The organism is Sulfurivermis sp., assembly GCF_059410345.1.
The window spans coordinates 39,271-65,854 of sequence record NZ_JBLJDO010000014.1; the positions used below are offsets into that span (position 1 = coordinate 39,271).

Annotated in this window: 30 protein-coding genes, 1 pseudogene and 1 riboswitch; of the genes and pseudogenes, 6 read left to right on the forward strand and 25 right to left on the reverse strand. The window is 65.1% G+C overall.

Going from position 1 to position 26,584, the window contains the following annotated elements; genetic code table 11:
• The first annotated feature begins 71 nt into the window (after positions 1-71).
• Genes ACMV8A_RS11355 through nifS form a run of 3 tightly spaced genes read left to right on the forward strand, consistent with a single transcriptional unit; the run spans position 72 to position 2,511 of the window.
• A complete protein-coding gene (locus tag ACMV8A_RS11355; protein ID WP_495325907.1) occupies positions 72-395 on the forward strand; it encodes a HesB/IscA family protein in 324 nt (107 codons plus the stop codon).
• Positions 396-406: 11 nt separating this feature from the next.
• Positions 407-1,291, forward strand: coding sequence for a Fe-S cluster assembly protein NifU (nifU, locus tag ACMV8A_RS11360; protein WP_495325908.1), 885 nt, complete (start codon positions 407-409; stop codon positions 1,289-1,291).
• Positions 1,292-1,293: 2 nt separating this feature from the next.
• Positions 1,294-2,511 carry a cysteine desulfurase NifS gene (nifS, locus tag ACMV8A_RS11365; protein ID WP_495325909.1) on the forward strand — a complete coding sequence of 406 codons (1,218 nt, stop codon included), beginning with the start codon at positions 1,294-1,296 and terminating at the stop codon, positions 2,509-2,511.
• A 3-nt stretch (positions 2,512-2,514) separates the two neighbouring features.
• On the opposite strand, the gene ACMV8A_RS11370 is transcribed toward nifS, so the two are convergent.
• From ACMV8A_RS11370 to ACMV8A_RS11450, 17 genes and pseudogenes are all read right to left on the reverse strand, one after another.
• On the reverse strand, positions 2,515-2,967 hold the full coding sequence (locus tag ACMV8A_RS11370) for a GNAT family N-acetyltransferase (RefSeq protein ID WP_495325910.1): 453 nt from the start codon (positions 2,965-2,967) through the stop codon (positions 2,515-2,517).
• Between the two features lie 2 nt (positions 2,968-2,969).
• Complete coding sequence (locus tag ACMV8A_RS11375; RefSeq protein WP_495325912.1) at positions 2,970-3,404, reverse strand: hypothetical protein; 435 nt, start codon at positions 3,402-3,404, stop codon at positions 2,970-2,972.
• A gap of 1 nt (position 3,405) precedes the next feature.
• Positions 3,406-3,732: a (2Fe-2S) ferredoxin domain-containing protein gene (locus ACMV8A_RS11380; protein WP_495325913.1), complete on the reverse strand. Its 327-nt coding sequence runs from the start codon at positions 3,730-3,732 to the stop codon at positions 3,406-3,408.
• A 20-nt stretch (positions 3,733-3,752) separates the two neighbouring features.
• The gene (gene fdxB / locus ACMV8A_RS11385) at positions 3,753-4,052 is read right to left on the reverse strand and encodes a ferredoxin III, nif-specific (protein ID WP_495325914.1); all 300 of its coding nucleotides are present in this window, start codon (positions 4,050-4,052) and stop codon (positions 3,753-3,755) included.
• Positions 4,053-4,068: 16 nt separating this feature from the next.
• Complete coding sequence (locus ACMV8A_RS11390; RefSeq protein ID WP_495325916.1) at positions 4,069-4,281, reverse strand: CCE_0567 family metalloprotein; 213 nt, start codon at positions 4,279-4,281, stop codon at positions 4,069-4,071.
• 9 nt (positions 4,282-4,290) lie between these two features.
• Positions 4,291-4,755 (reverse strand): NifX-associated nitrogen fixation protein, encoded by a 465-nt coding sequence (locus ACMV8A_RS11395; RefSeq protein WP_495325917.1) that lies wholly within the window; start codon positions 4,753-4,755, stop codon positions 4,291-4,293.
• Between the two features lie 105 nt (positions 4,756-4,860).
• On the reverse strand, positions 4,861-5,340 hold the full coding sequence (locus ACMV8A_RS11400; RefSeq protein WP_495325918.1) for a NifB/NifX family molybdenum-iron cluster-binding protein: 480 nt from the start codon (positions 5,338-5,340) through the stop codon (positions 4,861-4,863).
• A gap of 2 nt (positions 5,341-5,342) precedes the next feature.
• Entirely contained in the window at positions 5,343-6,695 is a 1,353-nt protein-coding gene (nifN, locus tag ACMV8A_RS11405; protein WP_495325919.1) for a nitrogenase iron-molybdenum cofactor biosynthesis protein NifN, read from the reverse strand.
• Positions 6,692-8,074, reverse strand: coding sequence for a nitrogenase iron-molybdenum cofactor biosynthesis protein NifE (gene nifE, locus ACMV8A_RS11410; protein ID WP_495325920.1), 1,383 nt, complete (start codon positions 8,072-8,074; stop codon positions 6,692-6,694). Before nifE ends, nifN begins: the two co-directional genes overlap by 4 nt.
• 150 nt (positions 8,075-8,224) lie before the next feature.
• Positions 8,225-9,067, reverse strand: a complete 843-nt coding sequence (locus ACMV8A_RS11415) for a prenyltransferase/squalene oxidase repeat-containing protein (RefSeq protein WP_495325921.1) — start codon at positions 9,065-9,067, stop codon at positions 8,225-8,227.
• A pseudogene (locus ACMV8A_RS11420) lies at positions 9,052-9,548 on the reverse strand (magnesium-translocating P-type ATPase); the annotation flags it as partial. The gene ACMV8A_RS11415 and the pseudogene ACMV8A_RS11420, both read right to left, overlap by 16 nt.
• Positions 9,549-9,631: 83 nt before the next feature.
• Positions 9,632-11,374: a dynamin family protein gene (locus ACMV8A_RS11425; protein ID WP_495325922.1), complete on the reverse strand. Its 1,743-nt coding sequence runs from the start codon at positions 11,372-11,374 to the stop codon at positions 9,632-9,634.
• Positions 11,375-11,384: 10 nt separating this feature from the next.
• Entirely contained in the window at positions 11,385-14,117 is a 2,733-nt protein-coding gene (locus ACMV8A_RS11430; protein WP_495325924.1) for a cation-transporting P-type ATPase, read from the reverse strand.
• Positions 14,118-14,149: 32 nt separating this feature from the next.
• Positions 14,150-14,587 carry a hypothetical protein gene (locus ACMV8A_RS11435; protein WP_495325925.1) on the reverse strand — a complete coding sequence of 146 codons (438 nt, stop codon included), beginning with the start codon at positions 14,585-14,587 and terminating at the stop codon, positions 14,150-14,152.
• Positions 14,588-14,638: 51 nt separating this feature from the next.
• Positions 14,639-15,907 (reverse strand): phosphopyruvate hydratase, encoded by a 1,269-nt coding sequence (gene eno / locus ACMV8A_RS11440; protein WP_495325926.1) that lies wholly within the window; start codon positions 15,905-15,907, stop codon positions 14,639-14,641.
• A 39-nt stretch (positions 15,908-15,946) separates the two neighbouring features.
• Positions 15,947-16,363 (reverse strand): universal stress protein, encoded by a 417-nt coding sequence (locus ACMV8A_RS11445; RefSeq protein ID WP_495325927.1) that lies wholly within the window; start codon positions 16,361-16,363, stop codon positions 15,947-15,949.
• A gap of 69 nt (positions 16,364-16,432) precedes the next feature.
• Entirely contained in the window at positions 16,433-17,644 is a 1,212-nt protein-coding gene (locus ACMV8A_RS11450) for a cation:proton antiporter (RefSeq protein ID WP_495325928.1), read from the reverse strand.
• Positions 17,645-17,814: 170 nt separating this feature from the next.
• Positions 17,815-17,877: riboswitch (Fluoride riboswitch) on the reverse strand.
• A 170-nt stretch (positions 17,878-18,047) separates the two neighbouring features.
• Here ACMV8A_RS11450 and ACMV8A_RS11455 point away from each other — a divergent pair.
• The 3 genes from ACMV8A_RS11455 to ACMV8A_RS11465 are packed head-to-tail and all read left to right on the forward strand — an operon-like array spanning position 18,048 to position 20,668.
• Positions 18,048-18,590 carry a Chromate resistance protein ChrB gene (locus tag ACMV8A_RS11455; protein WP_495325929.1) on the forward strand — a complete coding sequence of 181 codons (543 nt, stop codon included), beginning with the start codon at positions 18,048-18,050 and terminating at the stop codon, positions 18,588-18,590.
• Positions 18,591-18,605: 15 nt separating this feature from the next.
• Entirely contained in the window at positions 18,606-19,415 is an 810-nt protein-coding gene (locus ACMV8A_RS11460; RefSeq protein ID WP_495325930.1) for an endonuclease/exonuclease/phosphatase family protein, read from the forward strand.
• Positions 19,412-20,668 (forward strand): MFS transporter, encoded by a 1,257-nt coding sequence (locus tag ACMV8A_RS11465; protein ID WP_495325932.1) that lies wholly within the window; start codon positions 19,412-19,414, stop codon positions 20,666-20,668. Before ACMV8A_RS11460 ends, ACMV8A_RS11465 begins: the two co-directional genes overlap by 4 nt.
• A 5-nt stretch (positions 20,669-20,673) precedes the next feature.
• Here the strand turns inward: ACMV8A_RS11465 and ACMV8A_RS11470 are convergent, their stop codons facing one another.
• From ACMV8A_RS11470 to ACMV8A_RS11505, 8 genes are all read right to left on the reverse strand, one after another.
• Entirely contained in the window at positions 20,674-21,651 is a 978-nt protein-coding gene (locus ACMV8A_RS11470; RefSeq protein ID WP_495325933.1) for an arsenic resistance protein, read from the reverse strand.
• A gap of 22 nt (positions 21,652-21,673) precedes the next feature.
• On the reverse strand, positions 21,674-22,093 hold the full coding sequence (locus ACMV8A_RS11475) for a hypothetical protein (protein ID WP_495325934.1): 420 nt from the start codon (positions 22,091-22,093) through the stop codon (positions 21,674-21,676).
• Between the two features lie 49 nt (positions 22,094-22,142).
• On the reverse strand, positions 22,143-23,228 hold the full coding sequence (gene modC, locus ACMV8A_RS11480) for a molybdenum ABC transporter ATP-binding protein (RefSeq protein WP_495325935.1): 1,086 nt from the start codon (positions 23,226-23,228) through the stop codon (positions 22,143-22,145).
• Positions 23,225-24,049, reverse strand: a complete 825-nt coding sequence (locus ACMV8A_RS11485) for a sulfite exporter TauE/SafE family protein (protein ID WP_495325936.1) — start codon at positions 24,047-24,049, stop codon at positions 23,225-23,227. Before ACMV8A_RS11485 ends, modC begins: the two co-directional genes overlap by 4 nt.
• Positions 24,046-24,723 (reverse strand): molybdate ABC transporter permease subunit, encoded by a 678-nt coding sequence (modB, locus tag ACMV8A_RS11490; RefSeq protein WP_495325937.1) that lies wholly within the window; start codon positions 24,721-24,723, stop codon positions 24,046-24,048. Before modB ends, ACMV8A_RS11485 begins: the two co-directional genes overlap by 4 nt.
• A 1-nt stretch (position 24,724) precedes the next feature.
• On the reverse strand, positions 24,725-25,498 hold the full coding sequence (gene modA / locus ACMV8A_RS11495; RefSeq protein WP_495325938.1) for a molybdate ABC transporter substrate-binding protein: 774 nt from the start codon (positions 25,496-25,498) through the stop codon (positions 24,725-24,727).
• Positions 25,499-25,570: 72 nt separating this feature from the next.
• Entirely contained in the window at positions 25,571-25,927 is a 357-nt protein-coding gene (locus ACMV8A_RS11500) for a winged helix-turn-helix domain-containing protein (RefSeq protein WP_495325939.1), read from the reverse strand.
• 109 nt (positions 25,928-26,036) lie between these two features.
• Positions 26,037-26,438, reverse strand: a complete 402-nt coding sequence (locus ACMV8A_RS11505) for a hypothetical protein (RefSeq protein WP_495325940.1) — start codon at positions 26,436-26,438, stop codon at positions 26,037-26,039.
• Positions 26,439-26,584 lie beyond the last annotated feature (146 nt).

Here is a 26,584-nt window from a genome sequence, read left to right on the forward strand (position 1 = left end):
AGCACCGCACAGAGGTGGCACGGCCATTGCTGAGTGATCAGCACAGGTTTTATCACCAGGAGGAAGAAACCATGATCACCGTAACCGAACGTGCCGCCAAGGCTGCCCGCCGTTTCATCCGTGGCAGCGCCAGCCCCGCCACCGGACTGCGCCTCGCCGTGACCGGTGGTGGCTGCTCCGGCTTCCAGTACGACATGCAACTGGAGGCGGCGCCCTCCGATAGCGACACCGTGGTGGAGGCGCACGGGGTGAAGCTGTTCCTCGACCCGGCCAGCACGCAGATGCTGCAGGGCGTCACCGTCGACTTTATCGACACCCTCACCGAAAGCGGTTTCACCTTCCACAACCCCAATGCCGCCTCCACCTGCGGCTGCGGCAAGTCGTTCTCTGCCTGAGGAGGTGTGTCATGTGGGAATACTCGGAAAAGGTCAAGGAGCACTTTTTCAATCCGCGCAACGCCGGCGCGGTGGAGCAAGCCAACGCCGTCGGCGAGGTGGGTTCCATCTCCTGCGGCGATGCGCTGCGCCTGACGCTGAAGGTGGACCCGCAGACTGACACGATAGTTGATGCCGGCTTCCAGACCTTCGGTTGCGGCTCGGCCATCGCCTCCTCGTCGGCGCTCACCGAAATGGTGAAAGGCATGACGCTGGAGCAGGCGCTGACCATTTCCAACCAGGACATCGCCGACTACCTCGATGGCCTGCCGGCGGAGAAGATGCACTGCTCGGTGATGGGACGCGAGGCGCTGGCCGCCGCCATCGCCAACTACCGCGGCGAGGAATGGCACGACGATCACGAGGAAGGCGCCTTGATCTGCAAGTGCTTCGGCATCGACGAGGCGATGATCGAACAGACGGTGCGCGCCAACGGCCTGCGCAGCATCGAGGAAGTGACCAACTACACCAAGGCCGGCGGCGGCTGCGCCACCTGCCACGAAGGCATCGAGAACGTGCTTACCCGCATCTGGGGGGCAGCGCCAGCGCCGGTAGTTCCCCTGCCATCCGCCGACGCCATGCCCTGCGGCGGCCTCACCAACCTGCAGCGCATCCGCCGCATCGAGCAGGTGCTGGAAGGACTGCGGCCGATGCTGCAGCGCGACCATGGCGACGTGGAGCTGGTCGACGTGGACGACAATGTCATCTACGTCAACCTGATCGGCGCCTGCACCGGCTGCATGATGGCCGGCGCCACCCTGGGCGGCATCCAGCAGCAGCTCATCGAGGCCCTGGGCGAGTTTGTGCGCGTGGTGCCGGCGAGCGAAATGAAGCGCGCCGCCGCGGGAGGGCGCTAGCCATGACCGACATCTATCTGGACAACAACGCCACCACCCGCGTCGACGATGCGGTGGTACAGGCCATGCTGCCGTTCTTCACCGAGCAGTACGGCAACCCTTCCAGCATGCACAGCTTCGGCGACAAGGTGGGCCGCGCCGTCAAGCACGCGCGCAGCCAGGTGCAGATCCTGCTCGGCGCGGCGCACGAGTCGGAAATCGTCTTCACTTCCTGCGGCACCGAATCCAACAGCACCGCGATCCTCTCCGCGCTGCAGTCCTATCCGGAGCGGCGTGAGATCATCACCACCACCGTGGAGCATCCGGCGGTGCTGACCCTGTGCCAGCATCTGGCGCAGAGCGAAGGCTACACCGTGCATTACCTCACGGTAGACAAACAGGGGCGGCTCGATCTGGACCAGTACCGTGCCGTGCTGTCGCCGCAGGTGGCGGTGGTGTCGGTGATGTGGGCCAACAACGAAACCGGCACCCTGTTTCCGGTGCGCGAGATGGCCGAGCTGGCGCGCGGCACCGGTGTGTTGTTCCACACCGATGCGGTGCAGGCGGCCGGCAAGATCCCGCTCGATCTGAAATCCACCGCCATCGACATGCTGTCGCTGTCCGGCCACAAGCTGCACGCGCCCAAGGGTGTCGGCGTGCTGTACCTGCGCCGCGGCGTGCGCTACCGCCCGCTGCTGCGCGGCGGTCATCAGGAACGCGGTCGCCGCGCCGGCACCGAGAACGCCGCCGGCATCGTCGGCCTGGGCGTGGCGGCGGAACTGGCGCTGCATTACATGGACCAGGAAAACACCACGGTACGCCGTCTGCGCGACGGTCTGGAGCAGGGCATCATCGCCCAGGTGCCCAACTGCTTCGTCACCGGCGACCCGCACCAGCGCCTGCCCAACACCGCCAATATCGCCTTCGAATACATCGAGGGCGAGGCGATCCTGTTGTTGCTCAACAAGGCCGGTATCGCCGCCTCATCAGGCTCGGCCTGCACCTCCGGCTCACTGGAGCCGTCGCACGTCATGCGCGCCATGGATATTCCCTACACCGCCGCGCATGGCACGGTGCGCTTCTCCTTCTCGCGCTACAACACAGCGGACGAAGTCGCACGTGTGGTCGCGGCGGTGCCGTCCATCGTGGCGCAGTTGCGCAAGCTGTCGCCCTACTGGGACGGCAAGGCCAATGGACCGGTGCGCGACCCGCAGCAGGCCTTTGCCCCGAGTTACGCATAGCCGTCAAGCGAGCGTCTTGCGCCAGGCCATCAGTTGCGTCGGCTGCCAGCCCCTGGCGCGATAGAAGTCCAGCGCCGGGGGGTTGGCGCGATCGGCCAGCAATTGCAGGCGGCGGATGCCGCGCCGGCGACACCACGCCTCCAGTGCGGTGAGCAAGGCACTGCCGATGCCGCAGCCGCGCCGATCACCACGCACCACCACATCCTCCACCAGAGCGGCCTCACCGCCCTCGGCGGTGGAGATCAACACTTGGGCGGTGCACATACCCACCACCACGCCGTCGAGTTCGGCTACCAGGACCACGGCCTCCGGCGCGTGCGCCAGCAGCCGCTCCAGACCAGCCCACTGCCGCGCAGGATCGGGCCGAAAGTCCGCCTCGATGGAAAACAGCTCGCCCAGCAGGGCGCACAACACAGGCAGATCATCCCTCTGCGCGGGGCGCACGGCGCAGGACACACTCAGCCTTCCATCACATGCTGATAAACACGGCGCAACAATTCCAATTCCGGTGCGGGCAGGTCGCGTGCCTGGGTGAGATCGATGAAGGCGCCGCCGTGGGCCGTGGCGGCGGCAAAGGGTGGGTCGATGCTAGTGAAACGTGCCAGGTACACGGTCAGCGGACCGTCTGGCACATCGACGCGGGCGATGAAGTCAGTGTCCAGCTCCACGCTGCCGGCAGGCAGCGACAGCGCAGTTTCCATGCGCCGCGGCAGGGCGGCGGGATGCGGCACGACCGCCGGGTCAAAGCGCGCCATTTCTCCACGCTCCACGACTACCGCGAGACGCGGCAGCGCGCCGAAGCCACATACCGTATGCGCGGCATGGCGCAGAAAGCGCAACCGCGCGCTGGTCGACTGTTTGTGATAGACGATCAGCCGTGCCGTATCGCGCACATCAGCCCCACAGATCGGCCGGCGCCAACAGCTCGGCCACCGGCGTACCGCCAACCAGATGCTGTTCGACGATGGCGCCGACCTGCTCCTTGCCGACACCGCTGTACATCACCCCTTCCGGATAGACCAGCACGTTGGGGCCGACACCGCAGGGACCGATGCACGCGGTGGTGGTGAGCTGCACCGGGCCGAGCAGATTGCGCCCCTGCAACTGAAACCAGAATTCCTCGGCGATGGCGGCGCAGCCCTTCTGCTGGCAGGAGCCGCGCGGGTGCCCCTCGGGACGGGCCTGGGTACAGACAAAGACATGCTTTTGCGGTTTCGGCATGATCGCTCCCCTGCTCCGACTCAGGCGCTTTGCGCCGCGGCGGCGTGACTGTGGCACTTCTTGGAACAGACGCGGGCACAGGAGCCGCAGCCGATGCAATCCAGCGCATTGGCGATGGTCATCACCATGGCCACGTCGTCGGAAAAGTCGTCGTCATCATCCTCGTCGTCACCTTCGCGCTCCACCAGCTCGAACACATTGCGCGGACAGACCTTGTAGCAGCGACCGCAGCCGATGCACTCCTGCTGATTGATGGCGACGATGAACTCCGGCGTCCAGCTGGCGCCGCCGCGGGTCAGACCGGTAATCATTTCACTCATTTCTCTACTCCACGTTTCACTTGCCGGACTGTGCCGCCTGCCAGATCTGATTGGCCTCGGCCCAGGCCACACAGGCCTCGTAGGTGGACTGGGCGATGCCGGGCAATTCGGCATAGGCCGCCGGCAACTTGTCCTCCACCAGATCGTGCAGCTGCGAGGCCCACTCCGAGGCGATGCGCTTGCGCTTGCGCACCTCTTTCTCCAGATCCTTCAGTTCGTCTTCACTCATGACGCCACCTCAAAGACCAGCGACCTTGGAATGGGCGCCAACCAGCTCCAGCGCCACGGACAACAGCTTGTCCGCCTCGTCCTTCATCTTGGACAGGCTGGCAAAACCGAAGCGGTGTACATCGCGCAGACTCTTGTCCAGCACCACCAGCTTGCCCACGGTGATCACCACGCGGCCGAAGCCCTCGTGACTGAGCACCATCAGCGGGATCGCCATCAGGCCACATTCCTTTTCGATCAGGGCAGCGATGGCGTTATAGAACGCCTTCACCCGCGCCATGGTCTCCTCGTCCGGGTCACCGATCACCGGGATTTCCTTCTTGCGCTCCGGCGTCAGCACCAGGGGCGCGAGCACCTCGACCGCGCTGTTCCCCTCCCACACGCCATAGCTGTCCAGCGCACGCATCTGCCGCAGCATTTCCGTAATGAAGTCGGTTCCCAGAATCGGATCGTTGTCTGCTATTGCATTGCTCATCGTCTTGCTCCCATCGGTCGAATACCGTCGGGGATGCGGTACACGGGAGCTGTAACTCGCCCCCGAATTACCGCTCAGCCCCATGTCCCGCATCCCGGACGATACTCAGTCCTCCCAGCCCTCCGTCTCCATGTCATCAAAACGGCGCCGATCCCGCCGCTGGCGCTCCAGTGCCCGACTGATCCAGCCCGGCGCGCCCACCGCGAGTTCCTGTTGCAATATGGAGAGCAGCGCACTGATGACACTGCCTTCCGGTACGCGCATCGGCTGGATGCCGAGGCCCAGCAGCTGGCGCACCGCGGACGGGCCGATGGCCTGACTGTAGACAGCGGCGCAGCCGTCGAGCAGCACGAACTTTTCCAGCAGCTTGTTTTCGTTGCCGTCCTGCTCCAGGGCGCCGAACTCGGCCACCCGCGACAGCGTCACCCGCTCCGCCTCCACTCGATAGATGGCGAAGCGCTCGGCGGAACCGAAGTGCTGATCCACATGCTTGAGGTCCGAGGTGGCGAAAGCAACCTGCAAGGCCATCGCATCGTCGGCGCCTGCTTCATTTTCCAGTACGCGCAATTGACGCTGCATGGCCATGATTAGTCGCCCACCCTGTAGACGGAGCGATACGGCTCGATGCCGTGATGGCCGTGCTCCAGCATCAGATTGGCGAGATCGAACAACAGCGTGCGCGTGCCACGATAGCCAATCGCCGTGCGCTGGTAGCCGCCCACCATGTCGTAGAGCGGAAATCCGATGCGATGCAACGGCAGGCCAAGGCGGTCGGCCGCGGCGCCGAGATGGGAGTTTCCCAGTAGCAGCTCGGCATGGTCCGCGCCGGCCTTCTGCTCGAGATCCTCCAGGTCGCCGATCTTCACCTCGTCCAGTGCCAGCCTGTCCAGCGCCGGGCCGCGGCTCGGTGCCACCGCCGCCACCACCTCGGCGCCCAACCCCTGCACGAATTGGGCAAGGGCCAGCAACTGATCCGGTTCGGCGGCGATGGCCACGCGGCGCTGGCCGAGCATGAAGTGACCGTCCACCAGGGCGTCCTGCAACTGCGCGCGCTGCCGGCTGATGCGCTCCGGCACCGGACGCTCGGCGATACGGCTCAGGGTGTGCACAAACTGATCGACTGCATCGAGGCCGAGCAGATGATCAAAGCGGTGGTCGGGCACGCCGGTACGTTCGCGCAGGGCGTCGGCGGCCGTCTCGAGGGCAGCACCGATCACCAGGGTTGCCGCTGATTCGCCCATCAGTTCGATGTCGGACAGCAGCGTGCCGCCCACCGTGTGCGGGGTGAAATCATTGGGCGTGAGGTGCCCATCAAGGGAGTCAGCCAGGTCGGGCAACACCACCGGGCGCAGTTCGAAGGCCTCGATCATCTCCTTCAGCGCCTCGACATCGCCCGGCGTCAAATGGGCGCCGGCCAGCACATTGACCTGGCGCTGGCGCAGACCGGCGCGGTTCGACTCCGGCACCAGGGTCTCCACCAGCGCCTTGACCGCCAGCGCAAAGCCGCTCTCCAGGCCGCCGGTGAAGTCCGGCGTGTTCACCGCCACCACATGACGATCGGCAAACTCCGGATGGGCCGCGTGGAACATCTTCACCGCGCGCAGGATGTCGGTGCCCTGGGTTTCCGACAGGCCGGTGGTCATCAGGCCGATGACCTGCGGCTTGTTCTTGGAGAAGATGGTGGCGAGCGCCTCCACCACGCTGTCGTCGGCGCCCATCACCGTGCTGATCTGATCCATTGCCGTGGTCTGCAAGGGGATCGGCTCGCGGAAGTGACGCACGAACATCACCTTGGCAAAGGCGGTGCAACCCTGCGAGCCGTGCATCAGCGGCATCGCCTTGTTGATACCGAGAAAGGCCAGCGTTGCGCCCAGCGGCTGGCTGGTCTTCAGCGGATTGACCGTCAGCGCCTTGTTGCGCTTGATGACCGTGACACTCATGATGCCACCTCCCACGGTGCGCCCTTGCGCAGCGCCGGCCAGATCGGGCTTTCGATGGTGAGCGCCAGTTGACGTGCCAGCTCGGCCATGCCGGCGTAACCGGCGTAGCCGAATTCGCGTTCCTGGTTGATGTCGAGGAAGGGGATGCGCGCCTTCAGCGCGGTGTACATATTGCGGCCGCCGGCGATGAGGATATCGGCCTGGTAGTCGCGCACGGTATCGAGCAGCGCGCGCGGGCTACCCTCGTCCAGCATCTTCACGTCGGGGCCCATCAGCTCGCGGATGCGCGCCTTGTCCTCTTCGGTGGACTTGCTGGTGCCAGTGGCCACCACCTTGAGGCCGAGATCCTGCAAGGCCGAGATCACCGACCAGGATTTCACGCCGCCGGTGTATAGCAATGCGCGGCGGCCATTGAGGCGTTCGCGCCAGGGCTGCAACAGGGCATCGGCCCTAGCCTCCTCGCGGGCGATCACCTGTTCGGTGCGCGCCGTGAGATCGGGGTCGTTGATCAGGCGCGCGAAATCGCGCAGCGCCTGGCTCACATCACGCACGCCGTAGAAGCTGCCCTCGAACCAGGGTGTGCCGTATTTCTGCTCCAGCTTGCGCGCCACGTTCACCATGGCCTTGGAGCAGACCATCATGTTCACCTCGGCACGGTGCATGGTCTGCACCTCACGGAAACGCGCATCACCTGACAGGGTGCACAGCACGCGCAGACCCAGCTCGTCCAGCAGCGGCAGCACGTGCCACAGTTCGCCAGCGATGTTGTATTCGCCGATCAGATTGATGTCGTGCACCTTGATGCCGGGACGGACACTGGCTTGCGGCAACGGGTCTGGCTCGCGGCTGCCGATGACGTGCTTGACCATCGCCTCGCCAGCGATACGGTTGCCCAGATTCTTGGTGCCGTAAAAGCCGGCGCCGTCCACCGGCACTACCGGCACGCCCCACTTTTCCGTGGCGGCCTTGCAGATGGCATCGACATCGTCGCCGATGAGCGCCGGCACGCAGGTGTTGTAGACGAACACCGCCGCCGGGGCGTAACTGTCGATGGCCTGCTTGATGGAGTGAAACAGACGCTTCTCCGAGCGGCCCATGATCACGTCCTGCTCGGTGAGGTCGGTGGTCATGCCGATGCGGTACAGGGTCGGTCCGGTGGAGCGGGTGCCGCGGTTGTCCCAGGAGGAACCGGCGCAGGCGATGGGACCATGGACGATATGCGCCACGTCGGCAATGGGCAACAGGGCAATCTGCGCACCGTCGAAGGCGCAGCCGCCGGCGGTGGAGCCGGGCTTGGGCCGCGCGCAACCGGACTTTTCCTTGCTGTTGTGGACGCAGGCCGGTTCGTCGAGCAGGGCGGCAATGTCTTTCGGCTGCATGGCGGCACCTTAGGGGCTGAAGGTTTGATATCTCCCCCAGCAACCGCCGTGCCATACTCTACATCGCTGTATTTATTATGAATTTATGGCCTGTCGTATGTAACAAAGGCGACAATGAAGTGAGTAAGGCGACAGAACATCCGTCCCTGATCATGCGGCAGGGCGAGCCGAAGGCAGCAGCAAAGCCAAGGCGCGGCAGGTCAGTTCAATCCCGGGCAGAGCCATGGGGGCGCGGGCAAAGCCGCCGTTGGCCGTCTGGCAGTCGAGGACGAAACGGGCGACCGCGGCGGGATAGGCCACAGGCACTTGCCGCAGGCGGCAGGCCTGCACACCGGCATACAGCGTATCGAGGGCGGGCGCCAGCGAATCCTCCGTGAGCCGGAAGCCGAATGCGGGATGCTGGAGACGTTGCAGGAACTCATCGGTACGCGGCATTGGCACCTGATCGCCGCAGGCGGCAAGACACGCCAGCGTGAGGTGGGTATCGATGGCATTGGGCTTGCCGCCAAAACCACCGCCGGCATGCTCCAGCGCGCGCAACCTTGCCGCCACCACCATATCCAGCGGCGCATCCAACAAACGCTTGAGGCGCAAGGTGAACAACAGGGAGCGCAGCTTCCCGCTGGTCAGGGATTCCGCCCGCGGAGGGACCAGCGGCAAGGCGACGACCGCCGCCCGCGTCGCCGCAATGACGGGATCGTCCTGTCCCAGCAACTGCAGGGCAAAGCTGCGGAAGTACAGACCGTACACTTGCACTGGTTCGGCTTGGCAGAGAAAGCGCCGGATCGCCTCCGGCCGCGGCAGCACACCGTCGGCCATGCGCAGCGCCGCCACGGCGTAGTAGGTGTCGAACAGATTCGGCTCGTCGAGCTGTGCGCTGCGATAGACGCAAAAGCCGCCGGCCGGTGACTGGCGGCCGTGCAGATATGCGACTGCACGCTCTATGGCAGCGGCACGTTCGGTGTCCGACAGCGGGGTCAATATCGCGGCCATGCTTTACCCGTGCAGACCACCCAATGCCAACCGTAACGGCGCACATCGATGCCATTCCTGGCCTGAGTCAGCGCCATGTAGGCCAGCAAGATCAGCGGCAGAAACATAAAGTACAGCGGTGGCCGCGCTTGCAACTTGAAATAGTGCGCCAGTGGTCCCATCGGTAAAAAAATCCCAAAACCCATGATTACCGCCGTCATCACCAGGAGCGGCGGGGCTGCCCGGCTCTGGATGAAAGGAATCTTCGGTGTACAAACCATATGCACGATCAGGGTTTGCGTCAGCAGTCCGACGATAAACCAGCCGAATAGGAACAGGGTTTGTTCCTCGGGCGTATTTGGCTCTGAATACAAACCACAGCATAGCTTAGGTGGTGATTCGAAGATTAAACTGGTAGACCCGAACAAAACCATGAAACGCCCCACGTCGCCCGGCCTCCAGCGCTGCGTTCCTTTAGCAGATCCTCGTCCACGCGATGGAAAGCGAACTATTCTTTCAGCAACGTGAGATTCATCTCGATATTCCCGGTGCGTCCACCGATCGGCCTATCGATCGATAGCACGGTTATGATACCTGTGATTCTGATATCTGCCCTGAAAGCCGATCGATGTCCATGAGGACGGCCTGTAGAACTGCTAAGCGGCTGGATGTAACCTCTGCACCGGCACGCCGTGCCACCACTCCCTTGGCAACGGCCACCTCAATACCGCCGATGGTGGCATCGAGCCGCTCCAGCATAGCCTGGCGGAATTCCTCGGTGCTCGCCTTGATGCGCTCTTCGAAGTCGTGGCGCAGACGCCCCGCCTGCACCTCCACTAGGTCGGCAGCGCGCTGGCGTGCCTGGCGCAGCATCAGGGGGTGAGCGATGAAACCAGGCAACCAGCGCAGCAATGAGGCAGTCAACAGCACCATGGATGGCGGCTCCTGCCAGAATTTGTAGTGAAAACCGGAACGGGCCTGCCAAAGCGAGTCGGCGCGCGTGGTCTGGAACGGAATGGCAAACAGTTCGGAGGAATAGCGCAACAACTCGTCAGCCATTTCCTGGACGTTATTCCAGAATCGGCCGCACATCGTCTCGAATGCCTGACGCACGGCGGCGTCCTCAGCGCGGCGCCAGGCATCGAACTCTTGCCGCACTGCCGCCTGCAAGCGAGTCTCCAGGCCCGCTTGCACGGCTGCCGAACCCTGCGGGCGCAATTCACGGTACCAGTCGTGCAGACGGCTAGCCAGATGTCGCTGCAAGGCGGGCTTCAATGCCTCCAGATCGGGCTCCACCTTTTCCTTGATCAGGCGCAGTGCCTCTGCCTTGAGCAACGTTTCGTAATCGGAGCGCGCCTGCCGGGTCTCCTGCTTCTTCCTCTCAAAGGCATTGAGATTGGTCTCGATGCGCTCCAGGGGCTCAGTCAGCGCTTGGCATTCGAGACAGGCCGTCAGGCGCATCTGATTGAGTTGGCGCAGCAGGTGGTGGCGCATGGACTGTTGCCAGACAGATCCTTTTTCCTCATGCAGAAAGCGGTCCAGCACCGCCGCGAAGCGTGGCAGCCCGCTCGCCTCGAGCATGGCCGGCGAGTGTTCCAGCTTGCCGCGCAAGGCCAGGCGTGCCGAGATCGGGAACACCGGCACGGCCTCGCCCGCGGCCTGCTGCAGCACGGTGCGGGTGAAACCGAGCGATTCCTCCAGCTCCTCAGCATTCAGGTAGTCTGCCTTGTTCAGCAGGCAGAATACCTTACCGGCATGGCGGCGAATCTCGGCGAGGAAATCCAGCTCCTCGCGGCTGGCAGGCTGATCCACAGAAATCACCAGGATGACCGCGTCGGCCTGAGGCAGGTAGCGATAGGTCGCCTCGGTATTGTGGCTATGTACCGAACCGATGCCCGGCGTATCCACCAAATGAATGCCCTCCCTCAACCACGCGGAAGGATACTGCACGCTGACCTCGCGTACTCCCTTGGCATTGCGTGGATTGCCCGCCTCGGCCACATACTCTGCCAATTGTTCGATCGCTATCGCACGCTCCGTACCGTTCTCGAACACCACCCGCGCCGCCGGTGTATCGCCATAGTGCAGACGGGTGACCACGGCAGTAAGAGGTACTACCGCCACCGGCAGCAACTCTGCTCCGAGCAGGGCGTTGATGAGGGTGCTCTTGCCTCGCTTGAACTGTCCTGCCACCACCAGGTTGAACGATTGGGCCGCCAGCTTGGCGCGCAGGTCGGCACACACGGCGGGGTCGGCCCCCTCGATACCGCATAGCGTGTCGAGCCAATAGGTGAATTGGGAACAATAGGTGCTGCTACAATCGGTCACGGCTTTCCTCTCAACCACGGTGGTTGGACTGCCAGTAGTCCAGCAGCCACTTTTCCACTTCTACGCACACCATCAGCACGCCCCCCACCAGGGCGCTCAGCAGCCACCCCCCCGCGGTGATCGGAGCCGTCGAGAACAGGGCCTGAAACGGCCCCAGGTAGGTAAAGGAAAGCTGTGCAACGAGCAACAGTGCGATGGCGATCCAGATGGCGCGGTTGCCACGCAACCCGCCGCGTAACGCCGGGCGGTGCAGAAAGCGGGTATTGAACAAGTAGAATATCTCGCCCATCACCAGGGCGTTGACCGCCACTGTGCGGGCTGATTCCAGTGAATCACCCGTAGCCAGTTCCCACAGGAACAGCCACAGCACGCCGGCGGTCAGCACGCCACTGACCAGCGCCACCCGCCACACCAGATAGCCGGACAGCAGCGGCTCGTCGGCGCGCCGTGGCGGCCGTGCCATCAGGTCACCCTCGGGTGGTTCGAAGGCCAGGGTCAGTGCGAGGGTGACGGCGGTGATCATGTTGACCCAGAGGATCTGCGCCGGGGTGATGGGTAGGGTCAGACCCAGCAGGATGGCGGCAGCGATCACCGCCGCTTCGGCGCCGTTGGTGGGAAGGATGAAGAGAATGGATTTCTTCAGGTTGTCGTAAATGGTGCGACCTTCTTCTACGGCGTGGGCGATGGTGGCGAAGTTGTCGTCCGCCAACACCATCTCCGCCGCCTCACGCGCCGCCTCCGTCCCTTTGCGCCCCATAGCCACCCCCACATCGGCGCGCTTGAGGGCCGGGGCGTCATTGACACCGTCGCCGGTCATTGCCACCACCTCGCCATTCGCCTGCAAGGCCTCCACCAGCCGTAGTTTGTGCTCGGGTGCGGCGCGGGCGAACACCGCCGTGGCAGCCACGGCGCGGCGCAGTGCCGTGGCGTCCATCCGCGTCAGTTCGTCGCAGGTCATGACCTGGCCCGTGGCAATGCCCAACTGATCGGCGATGGCGGCGGCGGTCACCGCGTGATCGCCGGTGATCATCTTCACCCGGATGCCGGCGGACTGGCAGCGGGCCACCGCCTCGCGGGCCTCGAGCCGCGGCGGATCGGTGATACCCACCAGCCCCAGCAGGGTGAGGCCCTGTTCCACATCCGCCAGCGTCAGCGCAGCGGCGGGCGCCGGCAACGCCGCGAAGGCCAGTGCAAGCAGGCGGTCGCCGCTGGCCGCGATGGCCGCCACCTCACGGTGCCAATAAGCCGCCTCGAGCGGCCGTTCGTCACCGCCGCTGCGCTGGTGGGTGCAGCGCGGGAGCACGGCCTCCGCCGCGCCCTTGATCACGATGAAGTGGTGGCCCGCGAAATCGTGGTGCAGGGTGGCCATGAAGCGATGCGCCGACTCGAAGGGAATGGCGTCGATACGCGGCCGGCGCTCGCGGTCCTGTTTGATATCCAGCCCCGCCTTGCCGGCCAGCGCGAGCAGTGCCCCTTCCGTAGGATCGCCTTCCACCGCCCACTGCCCATCATGCTGCATCAGGCGCGCGTCGTTACACAGCAGACCGGCCAGGATCAGTTCGTTCACATCCGGCAGGCCGTCCAGCGCGATCTCTCGCCCGTCCCTGCTGAAACCACCGGCCGGTGCGTAACCCGAACCGCTCACCTGGACACGGCCGCCGGCGGTCACCAGATGGCGGACGGTCATTTCGTTGCGCGTGAGGGTTCCGGTCTTGTCCGAGCAGATCACGGTCACTGCACCGAGGGTCTCCACGGCGGGCAGGCGACGCACGATGGCGTTGCGCCGCGCCATGCGCTGCACGCCGATGGCGAGCACGATGGTCAGCACCGCCGGCAACCCCTCGGGGATGGCGGCGACGGCAAGTCCGACCACTGCAAGAAACATCTCCTCGGCCCCGAGTCCGCGCCATAGCGTCCCAAACACGAACAGCAGCGCCGCACCGGCGACGATGGCGAACGCCAGGCGGCGGGAGAAGCGGTCCATCTGCCGCAACAGGGGGGTGGTCAGCGGCTCGATGCCGCCGAGCAGCGCACTGATGCGGCTCAACTCGGTATTCAATCCCGTACCGACCGCCACACCCGCGCCCCGCCCCTGGCTCACCAGGGTACCGGCATAGGCCATGCAAAAACGCTCGGCCAGGTGGGCGTCAGCCGCCACCGGAGCGCTCGTCTTGTCCACTGCCACCGACTCACCGGTGAGGCTCGCCTCGTCGATGCGCAAGCCGCGGGCCTCGACGAGGCGCAGGTCCGCCGGCACCCGGTCCCCCGGCGCCAACAGCACCAGTTCACCAGGCGCCACCTCCTCGGCCGCCACTTCGCGCCGCTCACCCGAGCGCAGCACCGTGGCACGGCGCGCCAGTCCGCTGCGGATGGCCGCGAGTGCGGACTCCGCCTTTCCCTCCTGGATGAAACCGACGATGGCGTTGATTATCACCACGCCGAGGATCACCCCGGTGTCCACCCACTCGGCGAGCAGGGCCGTGACCACGGAGGAAACCAGCAGCACATAGATGAGTATGTTCTGAAACTGCGCCAGCAAGCGGCGCCAAGATTTGCGTACGCGGGGCGGCGGCAGCGCATTGGGGCCATGGAGGGCCAGACGGCGCGCGCTCTCCGCGGGAGCGAGCCCCGACTCATCCACACTGAACGCCGCCAGCACCTCCGTGACGGCACGGGTATGCCACGGCAGATCCGGCGGCCGCTGCCAGGTCTTGGCCGCAGACTCAGCGGAAGGGGCAGGCATTGCCGTGTGGTCCTGCATCCCCATGCCGCCGCTCATGCCATGGCGCGCAGATGCGCACGCAAACCGTCGACGATCTCCTGCAGGGAGGTTTGCAGCCGCACGATGGCCTGCGCCCCTTCCGGCGTAAGCGCACCGTAGCCCGCCAGTTGTTTGGGCGTAATCTCTCCCAGCGCCACCTCCAGGATACTCAGCATCACGCCCATGCTGCCGATGGCGCTCTGCGGTGGTGCCGCAGGAAACGCCCGATGGTCTTCGAGAAAGCGCCGCATGACCTCACGGAATCGGGCGGCATGTTCCGCCACCAACCTCACCTGAGCCTCGCTTGCATCCGGCACGAAACGCGGAAAAAGTCGTTCGACATCGGGTTTGACCAGACGCGCGTTCGCCTCCACCCAGAGTTCGTCCATGTAGCGGAAATCCGCCAACAGGCGGCGCAAATGCGTTTCAGCAAGGCCGTCAGGCACGGTCATGGTACACCGTCGTCATCTCTATCCTGCAGGGGCACCATCCCGCGCTACGAATCACCGACGCCCGAAACACGCGACATCCCCGAGTTCCGCCTCGATCTCCAGCAGGCGGTTGTATTTGGCGATGCGCTCGCCGCGGCACAGTGAACCGGTCTTGATCTGGCCGCCACCCATGGCCACGGCGAAATCCGCCATAAACGTATCCTCGGTCTCGCCGGAGCGATGGGAGATGACGAAGCCCCAGCCGGCATCGCGGCAAAGCTGGATCGCGTCGATGGTCTCACTGACGGTGCCGATCTGGTTCAGCTTGATCAGCACCGCGTTGCAGGAGTGCTCCGCGATGGCGCGGCGGATGAACCTGGTGTTGGTCACCAGGATATCGTCGCCGACGATCTGGATGCGGCCGCCGAGGGCGGCGGTGTGGGCACGGAAGCCGTCCCAGTCGTTCTCGGCCAAGCCGTCTTCGATGGAGATGATCGGATACTTGTCGAGCCACGTAGCATAGAAGGCCGTCATCTCGGCACTGCTCTTCACCCCCTGACCACTGCGATCGAGGTGGTAGGCACCGTCGCGATAGAACGAACTGGCCGCCGGGTCGAGGGCGATCGCCACGTCCTCGCCGGGCCGATAGCCCGCCGCCTCGATGGCCTGCACGATGAGCTCACAGGCCTCGTCGTTGCTCTGTAGCTGCGGCGCGAAGCCGCCCTCGTCGCCCACGCTGGTGGCATAGCCCTTCTTCTTCAACAGGCGGCGCAGGGTGTCGAAGGTCTCGGCGCCATAGCGCAGCGCCTCGGCGAAGGTCGGGGCGCCGTGGGGGACGATCATGAACTCCTGGAAATCGAGGCTGCTGTCGGCGTGCTTGCCGCCATTGAGCACATTCATCATCGGCACCGGCAGGCGCCGCGCGCCGACACCGCCCAGATAGGCGTAGAGCGGCAGACCGCTGGCCTGGGCGGCGGCACGCGCCACCGCCTGCGACACGCCGAGGATGGCGTTGGCACCGAGACGCGCCTTGTTGGGCGTGCCGTCCAGCTCATTCATGCGCGCGTCGATCAGCGCCTGTTGGCGCGGGTCCCAGCCGGCCAGGGCCGGTGCGATCTCTTTGTTCACGTTGTCCACCGCACGCCGCACGCCCTTACCGCCATAGCGGCGCGCATCGCCATCGCGCAGTTCCACCGCCTCGTTCGCGCCAGTGGAGGCGCCGGAAGGCACCGAGGCGGTGCCGACCGTGCCATCGGCCAGCGCTACGCTGACGCGCACCGTGGGATTGCCGCGGGAATCGAGAATTTCCAGAGCCGAGATGTGTTCGATGTGTAGTTTCATGAGTGACTCCTCGCCATGTGAACGGGGTGTTTGCGGCCTTCAGCGGGCCATCAGTACTGCGCAAGGCGCGTGGGTCATCACCTGCTTCGAGATCGAGCCCAGCAGCCAGCGGCCAAGTCCGCTGCGGCCGCGGTGGCCGAGCACGATCAGGTCGGCGCCGCCCGCCTCCGCCGCGGCGATGATCTGCTCCGCCGGGTGGCCGACGGCGACGCGGTAATCGGCCGTCAGTCCCTGCGCCTCCGGCACGGCGGCCAGCGCGCGCAACAGGTCTTCGTGGTAACGGCGCGACGACTCGATCACCGCCTCCGTCTCCACGTCGGCGCCGAACTCCGGCGGCCGTACCACCGACAGCACGGTGAGTGCGGCGCTGTACGCACGTGCCAGGCCGGCACCATAGCGAAAGGCATGCAACGCCGGCTCGGAACCGTCATAGGCAACCAGGATGTGCTTGAACATGTCGTTCTCCTTGCAACAGAGGCTCACCGCCCCTCGACCGTGTAAACCGCCCGACGCGACAAAACCGTCTCAACCATCGGCCCGCCCCTCCTTCTCCTTGGCCGCGTCCGTTTCCACCACCACCGTGCTGGAACCGCCGAGCAGATGGCGCGGCAGAAAGAATGCATTGGCAATCAATGTCGGCACCACGGCGCTGCCGATGACCGCCGCCACCAGGTAGGAATACTGCGCCTGATCGATGATGCCGTGGGACAGGCCGAACAGGGACGAGATGGTGCCGAAGGTCAGACCGGTGGACATCAGCAGCGTGGTGTACATCGCCTCGCCCCGGGGGGATTTGTACAACTGCGTCACCGGGTAGACCCCGGCGAACTTGGTCGCCATCTTGGCCAGCAGCAGGATCACGAAGGCCAGTGGCGCCGCGGCCAGAGCCGGCAACGACACCAGACTGCCGGCGCGGATGAAGTAGAACGGCGTCAGCAGGCCGAAGGTCAGGGTGCGCAGGCGGCGGATCAACTGATGGTCCTTGCCTACGGTACCGGCCAGCACCATGCCCACCATGTAGGCGGGCAGCACCGCCTCGCTCTCAGCCCAGGAAGCGAGCGCGCCCAGGGCGAACAGCACCGCCAGCAGAAATTTGGCTTCCAGCTCCGAAGGCCGCCCGCCGTAGCGCTGGAACAGGCGCCGCGTGGCCCACGGCAGCAGCGCGAAGGCCACCGCGGCGGCACCGAGGAATACCAAGGTCTTGTAGGTAAACGGCGCAAACATCAGGCCAAGGGCCAATACGGTGATGAGGTCGTTGATGAAGCAGGCGGCGAGCACGGTCTTGCCATAATTGGTGGTATTGAGACCGAATTCGAGCATCACCGCATACACCACCGCCACCGAAGTGGTGGACAACGCGATGCCTGCCAGCCAACTGGCCGGCGCGCTCCAGTCGAGCAGATAGTAGGCCGCGGCGGCGCAGCCGAGGAACGGGACGAAAAAACCGGCGACACCGACCGCCGAGGCCTCCCTCCAGTTGCGACGGAAGGCCTGCGGGTCCAATTCGGCACCGGCGAGAAAGGTAAGCACAATGGCGCCGGTACCGGCGAGAAACTTGATCCACGAGGCATCGCCCTGCAATAGCTGCATGCCGAGGGCGGCACCGATGATCAGCTGCGCCACCATGCCGACCACGATCTCGGATAGCGCGGTGGCGACGCGCAGCCAGATCGAAATCAGCGTGGCGACCAGCGCGAGGCTCACCCATAGCGCCGCCAGGGCGAGTATCTCGGTCATGACGCCGCCCCGCGGGAAGTCGGTATGGGGCGATTTTGCTGCCATACCGCGCCGCACCCGCGCCGCCGCCAGGCACCTACTCCAGTGCAGGAAAATCCGCCAGGGTTCATACCGCTCCTTTGCATATTGGTGTTCTGGAGCGGAGACGGGCCTACACCTCCGCATACCGGAACAGTGTAGGCATCATCAGCCGAAACGGCGGTTGGGGGAGGAATGCCATCTCCCGGCTCGCAGGCGAGCCATGGTGTGGCCAGACACTAATACGAACGCGCCGGCCAACGCAAGCGCCATTGCCGGGTCTGGCGGCAACAGGGCAGCGCGGGCCTGAGATCCGTCAGTCCCCGGCGAGCAATATTCCATCGCTCATGTTGAATGTTACCATCGTTACACCTAAACTGAAACCATGAACACATCCAACTGGCTACTGCTCACCTACAAAGTCCCCGCCGAACCCGCCAACAAACGGGTCGCCCTGTGGCGTCGCCTCAAGGGCATGGGTGCGGTTTACCTACAGAATGGCGTCTGCCTGCTGCCCAAGACCGACGACCACACCCGTCGCCTCAAGATGATCGAGAACGAGATCGCCGAGATGGCCGGCGAGTCGGTGCTGTTGGAGACGGTGGCGCTGGACCAGGCGCAGGAGAACAAGGTGGTCGGCCGCTTCAAGGCGGACCGCAACGAGGAATACGTCGAGTTCCTTGCCAAGTGCCAGGATTTCGAGGCTGAGATCGCCAAGGAAACGGCGGCGAGCCATTTCACTTACGCCGAACTCGAAGAGAACGATGTCGATCTCAAGAAGTTGCAGTCCTGGCTGGAGAAGATCAACAAGCTCGATTTCTACGGCGCGCCCCTGGCCAGCGAAGCCCAGCAACGCCTACACGCCTGCGAGGCGCTGCTCGATGCCTACGCCCAGCGGGTATTCGAGGCCCATGACGAAAACCGCTGACCTGATGGGCGCACCATGAAACTCACCGTTCTCACCTACAACACCCTCTTTGCCGGGCGCGACGGCAGCGACGACCGCCGCGCCCGGGCGCAGGTCGGCCTCATCAACGAACTGCGACCCGACGTGTTCCTGATGCAGGAGGCCAAGGGCTTCGACGCCAGCGGCGGGGCCTGGCTGTACGCGCTGGAGGCGCAGCTCGATATGCGCGGCTTCCTCGCCGTCGCGCCGCGTACTGGACAGAACGTCGCCATCTTCATCCGCGCGCCGCTACGAGCCGCCGGCTTCGAGGCGGACGGCGCGCACTTCCATCACGCCACGGCCACGCTGCGGGTGGCACTGCCCGACAGCGACCGGCAGATCACCTTCATCAGCGCCCACCTGTGCCCCAACGGTCCCGCGGTGCGCCGCCGCGAGGCGGCCTATCTGGCGGTGCAGGCGGCGCCGGAAAAACTGACGCTGCTCACCGGCGACTTCAACTCGGCCTCGCCTCACGATCCGGAGCCAGTAGACTGGCCGGTGCTGGCACCACACCACCGCACCCGTTACCTCGCCGACGATTTGCGCGGCATCGACCGCAGCGTAATGGCCCATCTGGAGGCCGCCGGCTGGGTGGACCTCGGTCATCGGCTGGACCCCGCCTTGGTACCCACCGTACCGACCGCCGCCTATCGCGACGTGGAGTTCGCCACCATGCGCTGCGATTATCTGCTGGCCTCCCAGGCGCTCGCGCAGCATGCGCGCTCGTACCAGGTGATCCGCAGTGCCGTAACGGACGTGGCCTCCGATCATTACCCTGTGCTGGCTACCTTCGAGCTGCCGCAATGAGCGCGACCCACGACTCTGCGAATTCTCCGCCCGAGGACCCCGCCCAATCGAAGCGATGGCTCAACCGCACAGTGGCGGGCGCCGGCATCACCAGTGCACTGGGCGACTTCTGCTATGAAACCACCACCGTCATCCTGCCGGGCTTTCTGGCGGTGCTTGGCATCCCAGCGGCGGCACTCGGCATCATCGAAGGCATCGCCGATGCAGTGGCCAGTTTCACCAAGATGGTCTCCGGTTACATTGCCGACAAGCTGGGCCACCGCAAGCTGCTGGTGTTGGTCGGCTACGGCCTGACGCCGGTCGGCCAGGCGCTGATCGCACTGGCGCTGAGCTGGCCCCTGATCCTGCTGGGGCGGATGGTATCCTGGTTCGGCAAGGGACTGCGCGGACCGCTGCGCGATGCCATCGTGATCCAGGCGGTGAGTGCGGAGACGCGCGGCCGCGCCTTCGGCTTCCACCGCGCCGCCGACACCGTCGGTGCTGTGCTCGGGCCTCTGCTCGGTGTCGCGCTGCTGGGTCTGGCGCAGGGCTGGCAGTGGAGTGACGACGCCGGGCCGTTCCGCTTCGTGCTGTGGCTGTCACTGATCCCCGGCGTGCTGGCCGTCGTCGCCTTCCTCACGCTGGTACAGGACCCGCAGCACTCGCCGAATCCTGCGCTGAAGTTCTTCGGTTCGCTGCGCGGGCTCCCCCCCCGCTTCAAGCGTTACCTGGGCGCCGTCGGAATCTTCGGGGTTGGCGATTTCTCCCATGCCCTGCTGATCCTCGCCGCAACCACCCTGCTCAGTACCTCGATGGGCGTGGTGCAGGCGGCGCAGGTGGCGGGGCTGCTCTATGTGGGGCGCAATGTCGTGCAGGTCGCCGCCTCCTGGCCGGTGGGCTGGCTGGCGGATCGCGTCGGCCATTTACCGGTGCTGGTGGCCGGCTATGCGCTGGGCACCGCCACGGCGGTATTGACGACATTGGCCTTCTGGTTCGGCGTCGACGACGTGGTACTGCTGGCGGGCATCTTCTTCATCGCCGGCCTGTATGTGGCCGTGCAGGAGGCGCTGGAATCCACCGTCACGGCGGCCATGGTGCAGACCGAGACCCTGACCCTGAGCATCGGCGCCCTGGGCACGGTCAACGGCACAGCCAAATTTCTCTCCAGCGCCACGGTAGGCGTGGTGTGGACGGCCATCTCGCCGGAATTCGCCTTCGCCCTCGCCGCGGCCTGCATGCTGGCCGGCACCCTCGCGTTGCAGCGTGTGCGATAACCTATTCAAGAGTTTCCACTGCGCCCCGCGGCGAACAGACGCCGCGGCAGCCACCACAGATAGAACACCATACCGAACAGCTCCACCAGCGACTGCAACACGATCACCACCACCGCCGTCTCCCAGCCAGGCGGCAGTGCCAGGGCGAAGGGCAGCACGACGAAGGAATTGCGCGTGCCGAGGCTGAACGCCAGGGTACGGCCCACGTCTGCCGGCAGGCGCAACCAGCGAGCCAGTCCCCAGGCAGTGAGCGCCGCCGCCAACAGAAACACCACGAACAGCGGCAACACCTGGAGCAGAGTCGTCCCGGCCTCGCGCACCACGTGGACCTGGGCGCCGGCGATGAGCAGCACCACTCCAGCCAGCAGCGGCACCGGCCACCAGGCCAGGCGTTCGCGCCAGCGCGCGCGCTCCGCCCGCGCCTCGATCCAGCGTTCGGTAACGGCAGCGGCGGCCAGCGGCAGCGCAACGATGAGGGCCGCCGCGGGCAGCATGTCCTCGGCGCGAAACAGCACGCCCAGGGTGCCCGCCGGCATCATCCACCACAGATACAGCGGCAGCAGCAGCAACTGCGCCAGCAGGTTGAGCGGGGTCACGGCGATGGCGCGGGCCGTGTTGCCACCGCCCAGTTGGGTAAAGGTGATGAACCAGTCGGTGCACGGCACCAGCAGCACCAGCAGCACACCGAGGCGCAGCGCCGGCTCGTCCGGCAGCCATGCCAGCAGGAACCACACCAGCACGGGCAGCAGCACGAAATTGCCGAGGGCTATGCCGAGCACGAAACGTCCATCGCGGAAGGCGTCGCGCACGTGCAGCAACGGTACCTGCACGAAGGTGGTGTAGAGCAGCAGCGCCAGCGCCGGCCACAGCGTAGCCTCGAACGGTGCGGCAACAGCGGGAAACAGCGTGCCCAGCGCCAGGCCGCCGAGGATCGCAGCAAGATAGATCCAAACCTGGTAACGCTCGAGGGTCAGGCGATCCACGTACGCGCCACCGCTTGATTCGTCACGTATGTCTCCCCGCCTTACAGGGCTGCACCGGACGGCCCCAGCCATAGCTGCGCACACGATCCGGCGCGTGGGCGAAAAAGGCGGAGAGGGCGACGATCAGCATGAAGAGTTCCGCCCGCCATGCCGGGTACACATAGGCCAACGCCAGCAACGCGAGCTTGACCAGTATGGCCTGCCCCTTCAGCTTCCACAGCCAACCGGTGTCGGTCCAGAGATAGAGCGCGGCGAGCAGCACGCCGCTGGCCAGGGTGAGATGCCAGTAGACCAACCAGCGCGTCTCCGGCAGGTCGAACAAAAAGCCACCAGCCACACCGGCGATACCGATGAGATGCAGACCGCGCAGGGTGATGTTGACCCAGCGCAGATGGGGCAGCAGGCGGGGGGCTGGCGGCCGCCAGCGGAACCGGGTGTTCATGTCATCTCCTCTTCGCCTGCTGCTCGTCCACCGACACAAGCGGGGCCATTCAATCGGCCAGCACCACGCTCTTCACCTGGGCATATACCTGCTTGCCCGGCGCCAATTCCAGCAGGTCGGCAGAGCGGCGCGTGATGCGCGCCAGCAATGGCATGTCACCTTCGGGGCCGAGGCCGAGGCGCACCGCCATCTGCCAGTCGCTATGCGGGACAAGTTCCAGCACCCGGCCAGCGACGATGTTGACGATGCTGCTGTCGCGGTGTTCCTTGAGGGCGAGACTGACATCGCGGGCGTGGACGCGTACCCGCGTCCTCTTGCCCGGCGCGAGCGGCAGGCGGTGCACGGCAAAGCGACCGCCGCGAAAGTCGAGATAGGAGAGGTTGTATTTGTCGTCATGGCCGGCCACCACGGTTTCGATGATCGACTCCGCCGCCTCATCGCGCGCCAGCGGCAGATCGAGGCGCGTCATCACCTCCTTGATGGAGCCGGCGGCCAAGGTCTTGCCATCTTCCAGCAGGACCAGGTGATCGGCGAGGCGCGCCACCTCGTCCGGCGAGTGGGTGACGTAGAGCACTGGGATTTCCAGTTCGTCGTGCATGCGCTCCAGGTAGGGCAGGATTTCCTGCTTGCGCTTCAAGTCCAGTGCCGACAGCGGCTCGTCCATCAGCAACAGGCGCGGCTTGATGGCCAGGGCGCGGGCGATGGCGACGCGCTGGCGCTCGCCGCCGGAGAGCTGGTCCGGTTTGCGCTCCAGCAGGTGGCCAATGCCAAGCAGTTCGATGACGTGGTCGAGGGCGGCGGCATCGAGGCGCTCGGCAGCGCGCTTCATGCCGTATTCCAGATTACCGCGCGCCGAAAGATGCGGAAACAGGCTGGCCTCCTGGAACACATAACCCAGTGCACGCCGGTGGGTGGGCAGGCAGTTGCGGCCGTCCTGCCAGATCTCGCCCTTCATGGCGAGATAGCCGTCGGGGGTGTGCGCCAGACCGGCGATGAGGCGCAGCAGGGTGGTCTTGCCGGAACCGGAATGGCCGAACAGGGCGGTGACGCCGCGGCCGGGCAGGTCGAGGTCCACGTCCAGGGTGAATTCGGGGTAGCGCAGCTTGAAGCGTGCCTGGATGTTTTCGCGATTCATGGGTGTTTGCGTTCCTGTGTGTGCTGGAACACCTTGATGGCGGAAACCAGCAGAATGATGCCGAGGCCGGTCAGCAGCCAGGCCGAGGGCACCAGACCGAGCAACAGGCCGCCGACGGCGGCGCCAACGATGGAACCGAGCGCCATCCAGATGAGCAGCGCGCGCTCGTGGCCGAGGATGGCGAAGGCATTGGATTCGCGATAACGGGCAAAGCCGACAATCATGGTGGGCAGGCTGATCATCAGCGACAGACTGCCGGCCAGCTTGATGTCCAGGCCGTAGAGCAGGACCAGCGTCGGGATCAGCAGTTCGCCACCGGCCACGCCCAGCAGGGCCGCCACCATGCCGATGAACAGACCGGCCACCAGACCCGCCAGCCAGCGCAGAGTGGTGTCGGCGATCAGCGGTGCGCCGCCATCGTGACCGCCCATCCAGGCTTCGGCCAGGATGATGAGGGCGAGCATCACCAGCAATGCCAGGATCACCCGGTCGAGCAGATGACGGGGCATGCGCATGGCATGGCCCGCCGCCCACCAGGCACCGATGAGGCTGCCGGCCAACAGGTTGACGGCGATGTCCACCTGCGCCCACAACTCGGTGTAGGGAATGGCGCCACCGCGAAACAAGAAAGCGAAAGCCACCACCACCAGACTCATGGCCTTGTTGAGGATCACCGCCTCCAGCGTCGGCAGTTTGAAGCGCCCCACCAGCACCGGCAGACGGAATTCTGCCCCACCCAGACCAATGAGGCCGCCCAGACTGCCGATGACGGCACCCCAGCCGAAGCCAGCGCGGCTGCGTTTTTTTGTCTGTTCACTCATACATGCACCACGTGATAACGGCGGTTGAGGAAATACACCATGAACAGCAGCAGGAACGAGGCCACCAGCAGGCCACCTGCCAGCACATGGGCACTGGCGTAATCCATGGCCTCGGCGTGGTCATAGATGGCGATGGACAGCACGCGCGTCTCGCCCGGGATGTTGCCGCCTACCATCAACACCACGCCGAACTCACCTACGGTGTGAGCGAAGGTCAACGTGGTCGCGGTGAGAAAACCGCGCCGCGACAGCGGCAGCACCACGCTGAAGAAGCGATCCCACGGGCTGGCGCGCAAGGTTGCCGCCGCCTCGGTCATGCGGTTGCCCACGGCGGCGAAGGCGTCCTTGAGCGGCTGCACCATGAACGGCAGGGAATACAGTGTCGACGCGATCACCAGGCCGGTGAAGGTGAAGGCGAGGTGATGCCAGCCGAGGGCTTGCAGCGTGCCGCCGATGGGACCATGCGGCCCCAGCGCCACCAGCATGTAAAAGCCCAGCACGGTGGGCGGCAGCACCAGCGGCAAGGCCACCACCGCCTCCACCACCACCGACGCCTTGTTCCTGGTACGCGCCAGCCACCAGGCGATGGGCGTGCCCAGCACCAGTAATACCAGCGTGGTCACCGCCGACAGTTTGAGGGTGGTGGTCAACGCGATCCAGTCGGCTGCCGACATGTTATTGCCCCTCCTCACCCGGCAGCACGAAGCCGTAGCGCCGCATCACCACGCGGGCCGGCTCGCTCGCCATATAAGCGGAGAAGTCCTGCGCCAGCGCGTTGCCAGCAGCGCGTCGGGTGATGACATAACCCTGCTCCAACGGCTCGTGCCATTCCGCCGGGATCAGCGACCAGGCCCCCTTGCCTTCCATGGTCGGCGACAGCACCAGGGCCAGTGCCACCACACCGGCCTCGGCCGCGCCGGTATCGATGAACTGCGCGGTATGGGCGATGTTTTCCCCCATCACCAGCTTGGGTTCCATCGCCGCCCACACCCCCTGGTGCTCCATGGCCTCTTTGGCGCGCAGGCCGTAAGGCGCGTGATGGGGGTTGGCGATGGCAAACTTGCGGATAGCGGCATTGGGCAAGTCCTTCAGCGCCGTATTGGCCAATTCCGGTTTCAGACTCCACAGCACGATGCGGCCGATGGCATAGGGCCGGGTGGTGCCGCTGGCCAGGCCCTCTTTCTCCAGCGTGCGGGGGTACTCGATGTCGGCGGAGAAATACATGTCGAACGGCGCGCCGTTTTTGATCTGGGTGAAGAACTTGCCGGACGAACCATAGATTACCTCGATCCGGTCGCCCGGCCGTATGGCGCGAAACTGTTCCACCACCTCGGCCATGGCGAATTTGAGATCGGCGGCAGCGGCAATGGTCAGTGTCTCCGCCAGGAGCGGGCGCGACAGCAGGAACGGCAGCAGAAACAATGACAACAGACATAACCGTGATTTCATGATCAACCCTCTCGATATATACACACATATACAGCGCTAATTAAAATAATAGGGCTGCTATGCCGCCCTGGTTCACTCCCCGGTTGCAACCAACAGCCGGGTGAAGTCGCGCATTTCACCTGCGACCGCCGCCGCTGCCTTGATCTCCATGGCCCGATAGCGGGCCAGCACATCAAGGCCAAACTCGGTGACACGGGCACCACCGCCCCCCTTGCCGCCGGTTGCCGTCTCCACCAGTGGCTGGCGGAAACAGGCATTCATGGTATCCACCAGCAGCCACGCCCGCCGGTACGACATGCCCATCTCACGCGCCGCCGCCGAGATGGAACCGGTGCGCGCCAACGCGTCGAGCAGGTCGGCCTTGCCGGGGCCAATGGCGATGTCCGGGCCCAGCAGGATGCGCACTCTCGGGCCTGACTGTCTGCCCATACCAACCCCCTATCGTTATATATATTTATATATAACGTATGACGCGACACAGGCGCAAGCCATGCTGCACCACTCCACTACCGGCAATCTACCGCCGGCCACCGCCGCCTCAATCCTCCACTACCCGGCCGCGGTAGACCCGCTGTGGCCTGGCAGGTTTGGCGGCGTCCTCCCCCGGCCGCGCCGGCGCCTCCTGTACCACACCGCGGTAGGTGCGCGGGGCCTCCACGGCCATCGGAGACTCGGCGGCTTGCTCCGCCACCACCGCGCCGCGATAGATCTGCGCCCCCTGCGCCACCAGCGTGCGCACCTCGTTGGCGGTCAGCAGACCGACAAAGGCGTCGTAGTAACGCCGGTATTCGTTGTTCAGCGTCTGCAGTGCAAAGTTGATGATGGCGACGATATCCTCGTCGCGGCTCATCCTTACGCGCCTGCCCTGCTCCCGTTCATAGATGAGGCTCATGCGCGTGAGCATCATGCGGGCATCCAGCGACATGTCGATGGGTACCATGGACTCCTCCAATTATTTTGGGGTCATCACTCATTCGAGTGGGTTGAATCACCGCTTTCCCACCTGAGCGGGGTATAGGTCAAGGCCGCCGAGATGGAAATAAATCGCATTGCGGAAGCGCTCCCGATTGCGGAAACCTCTTGCCC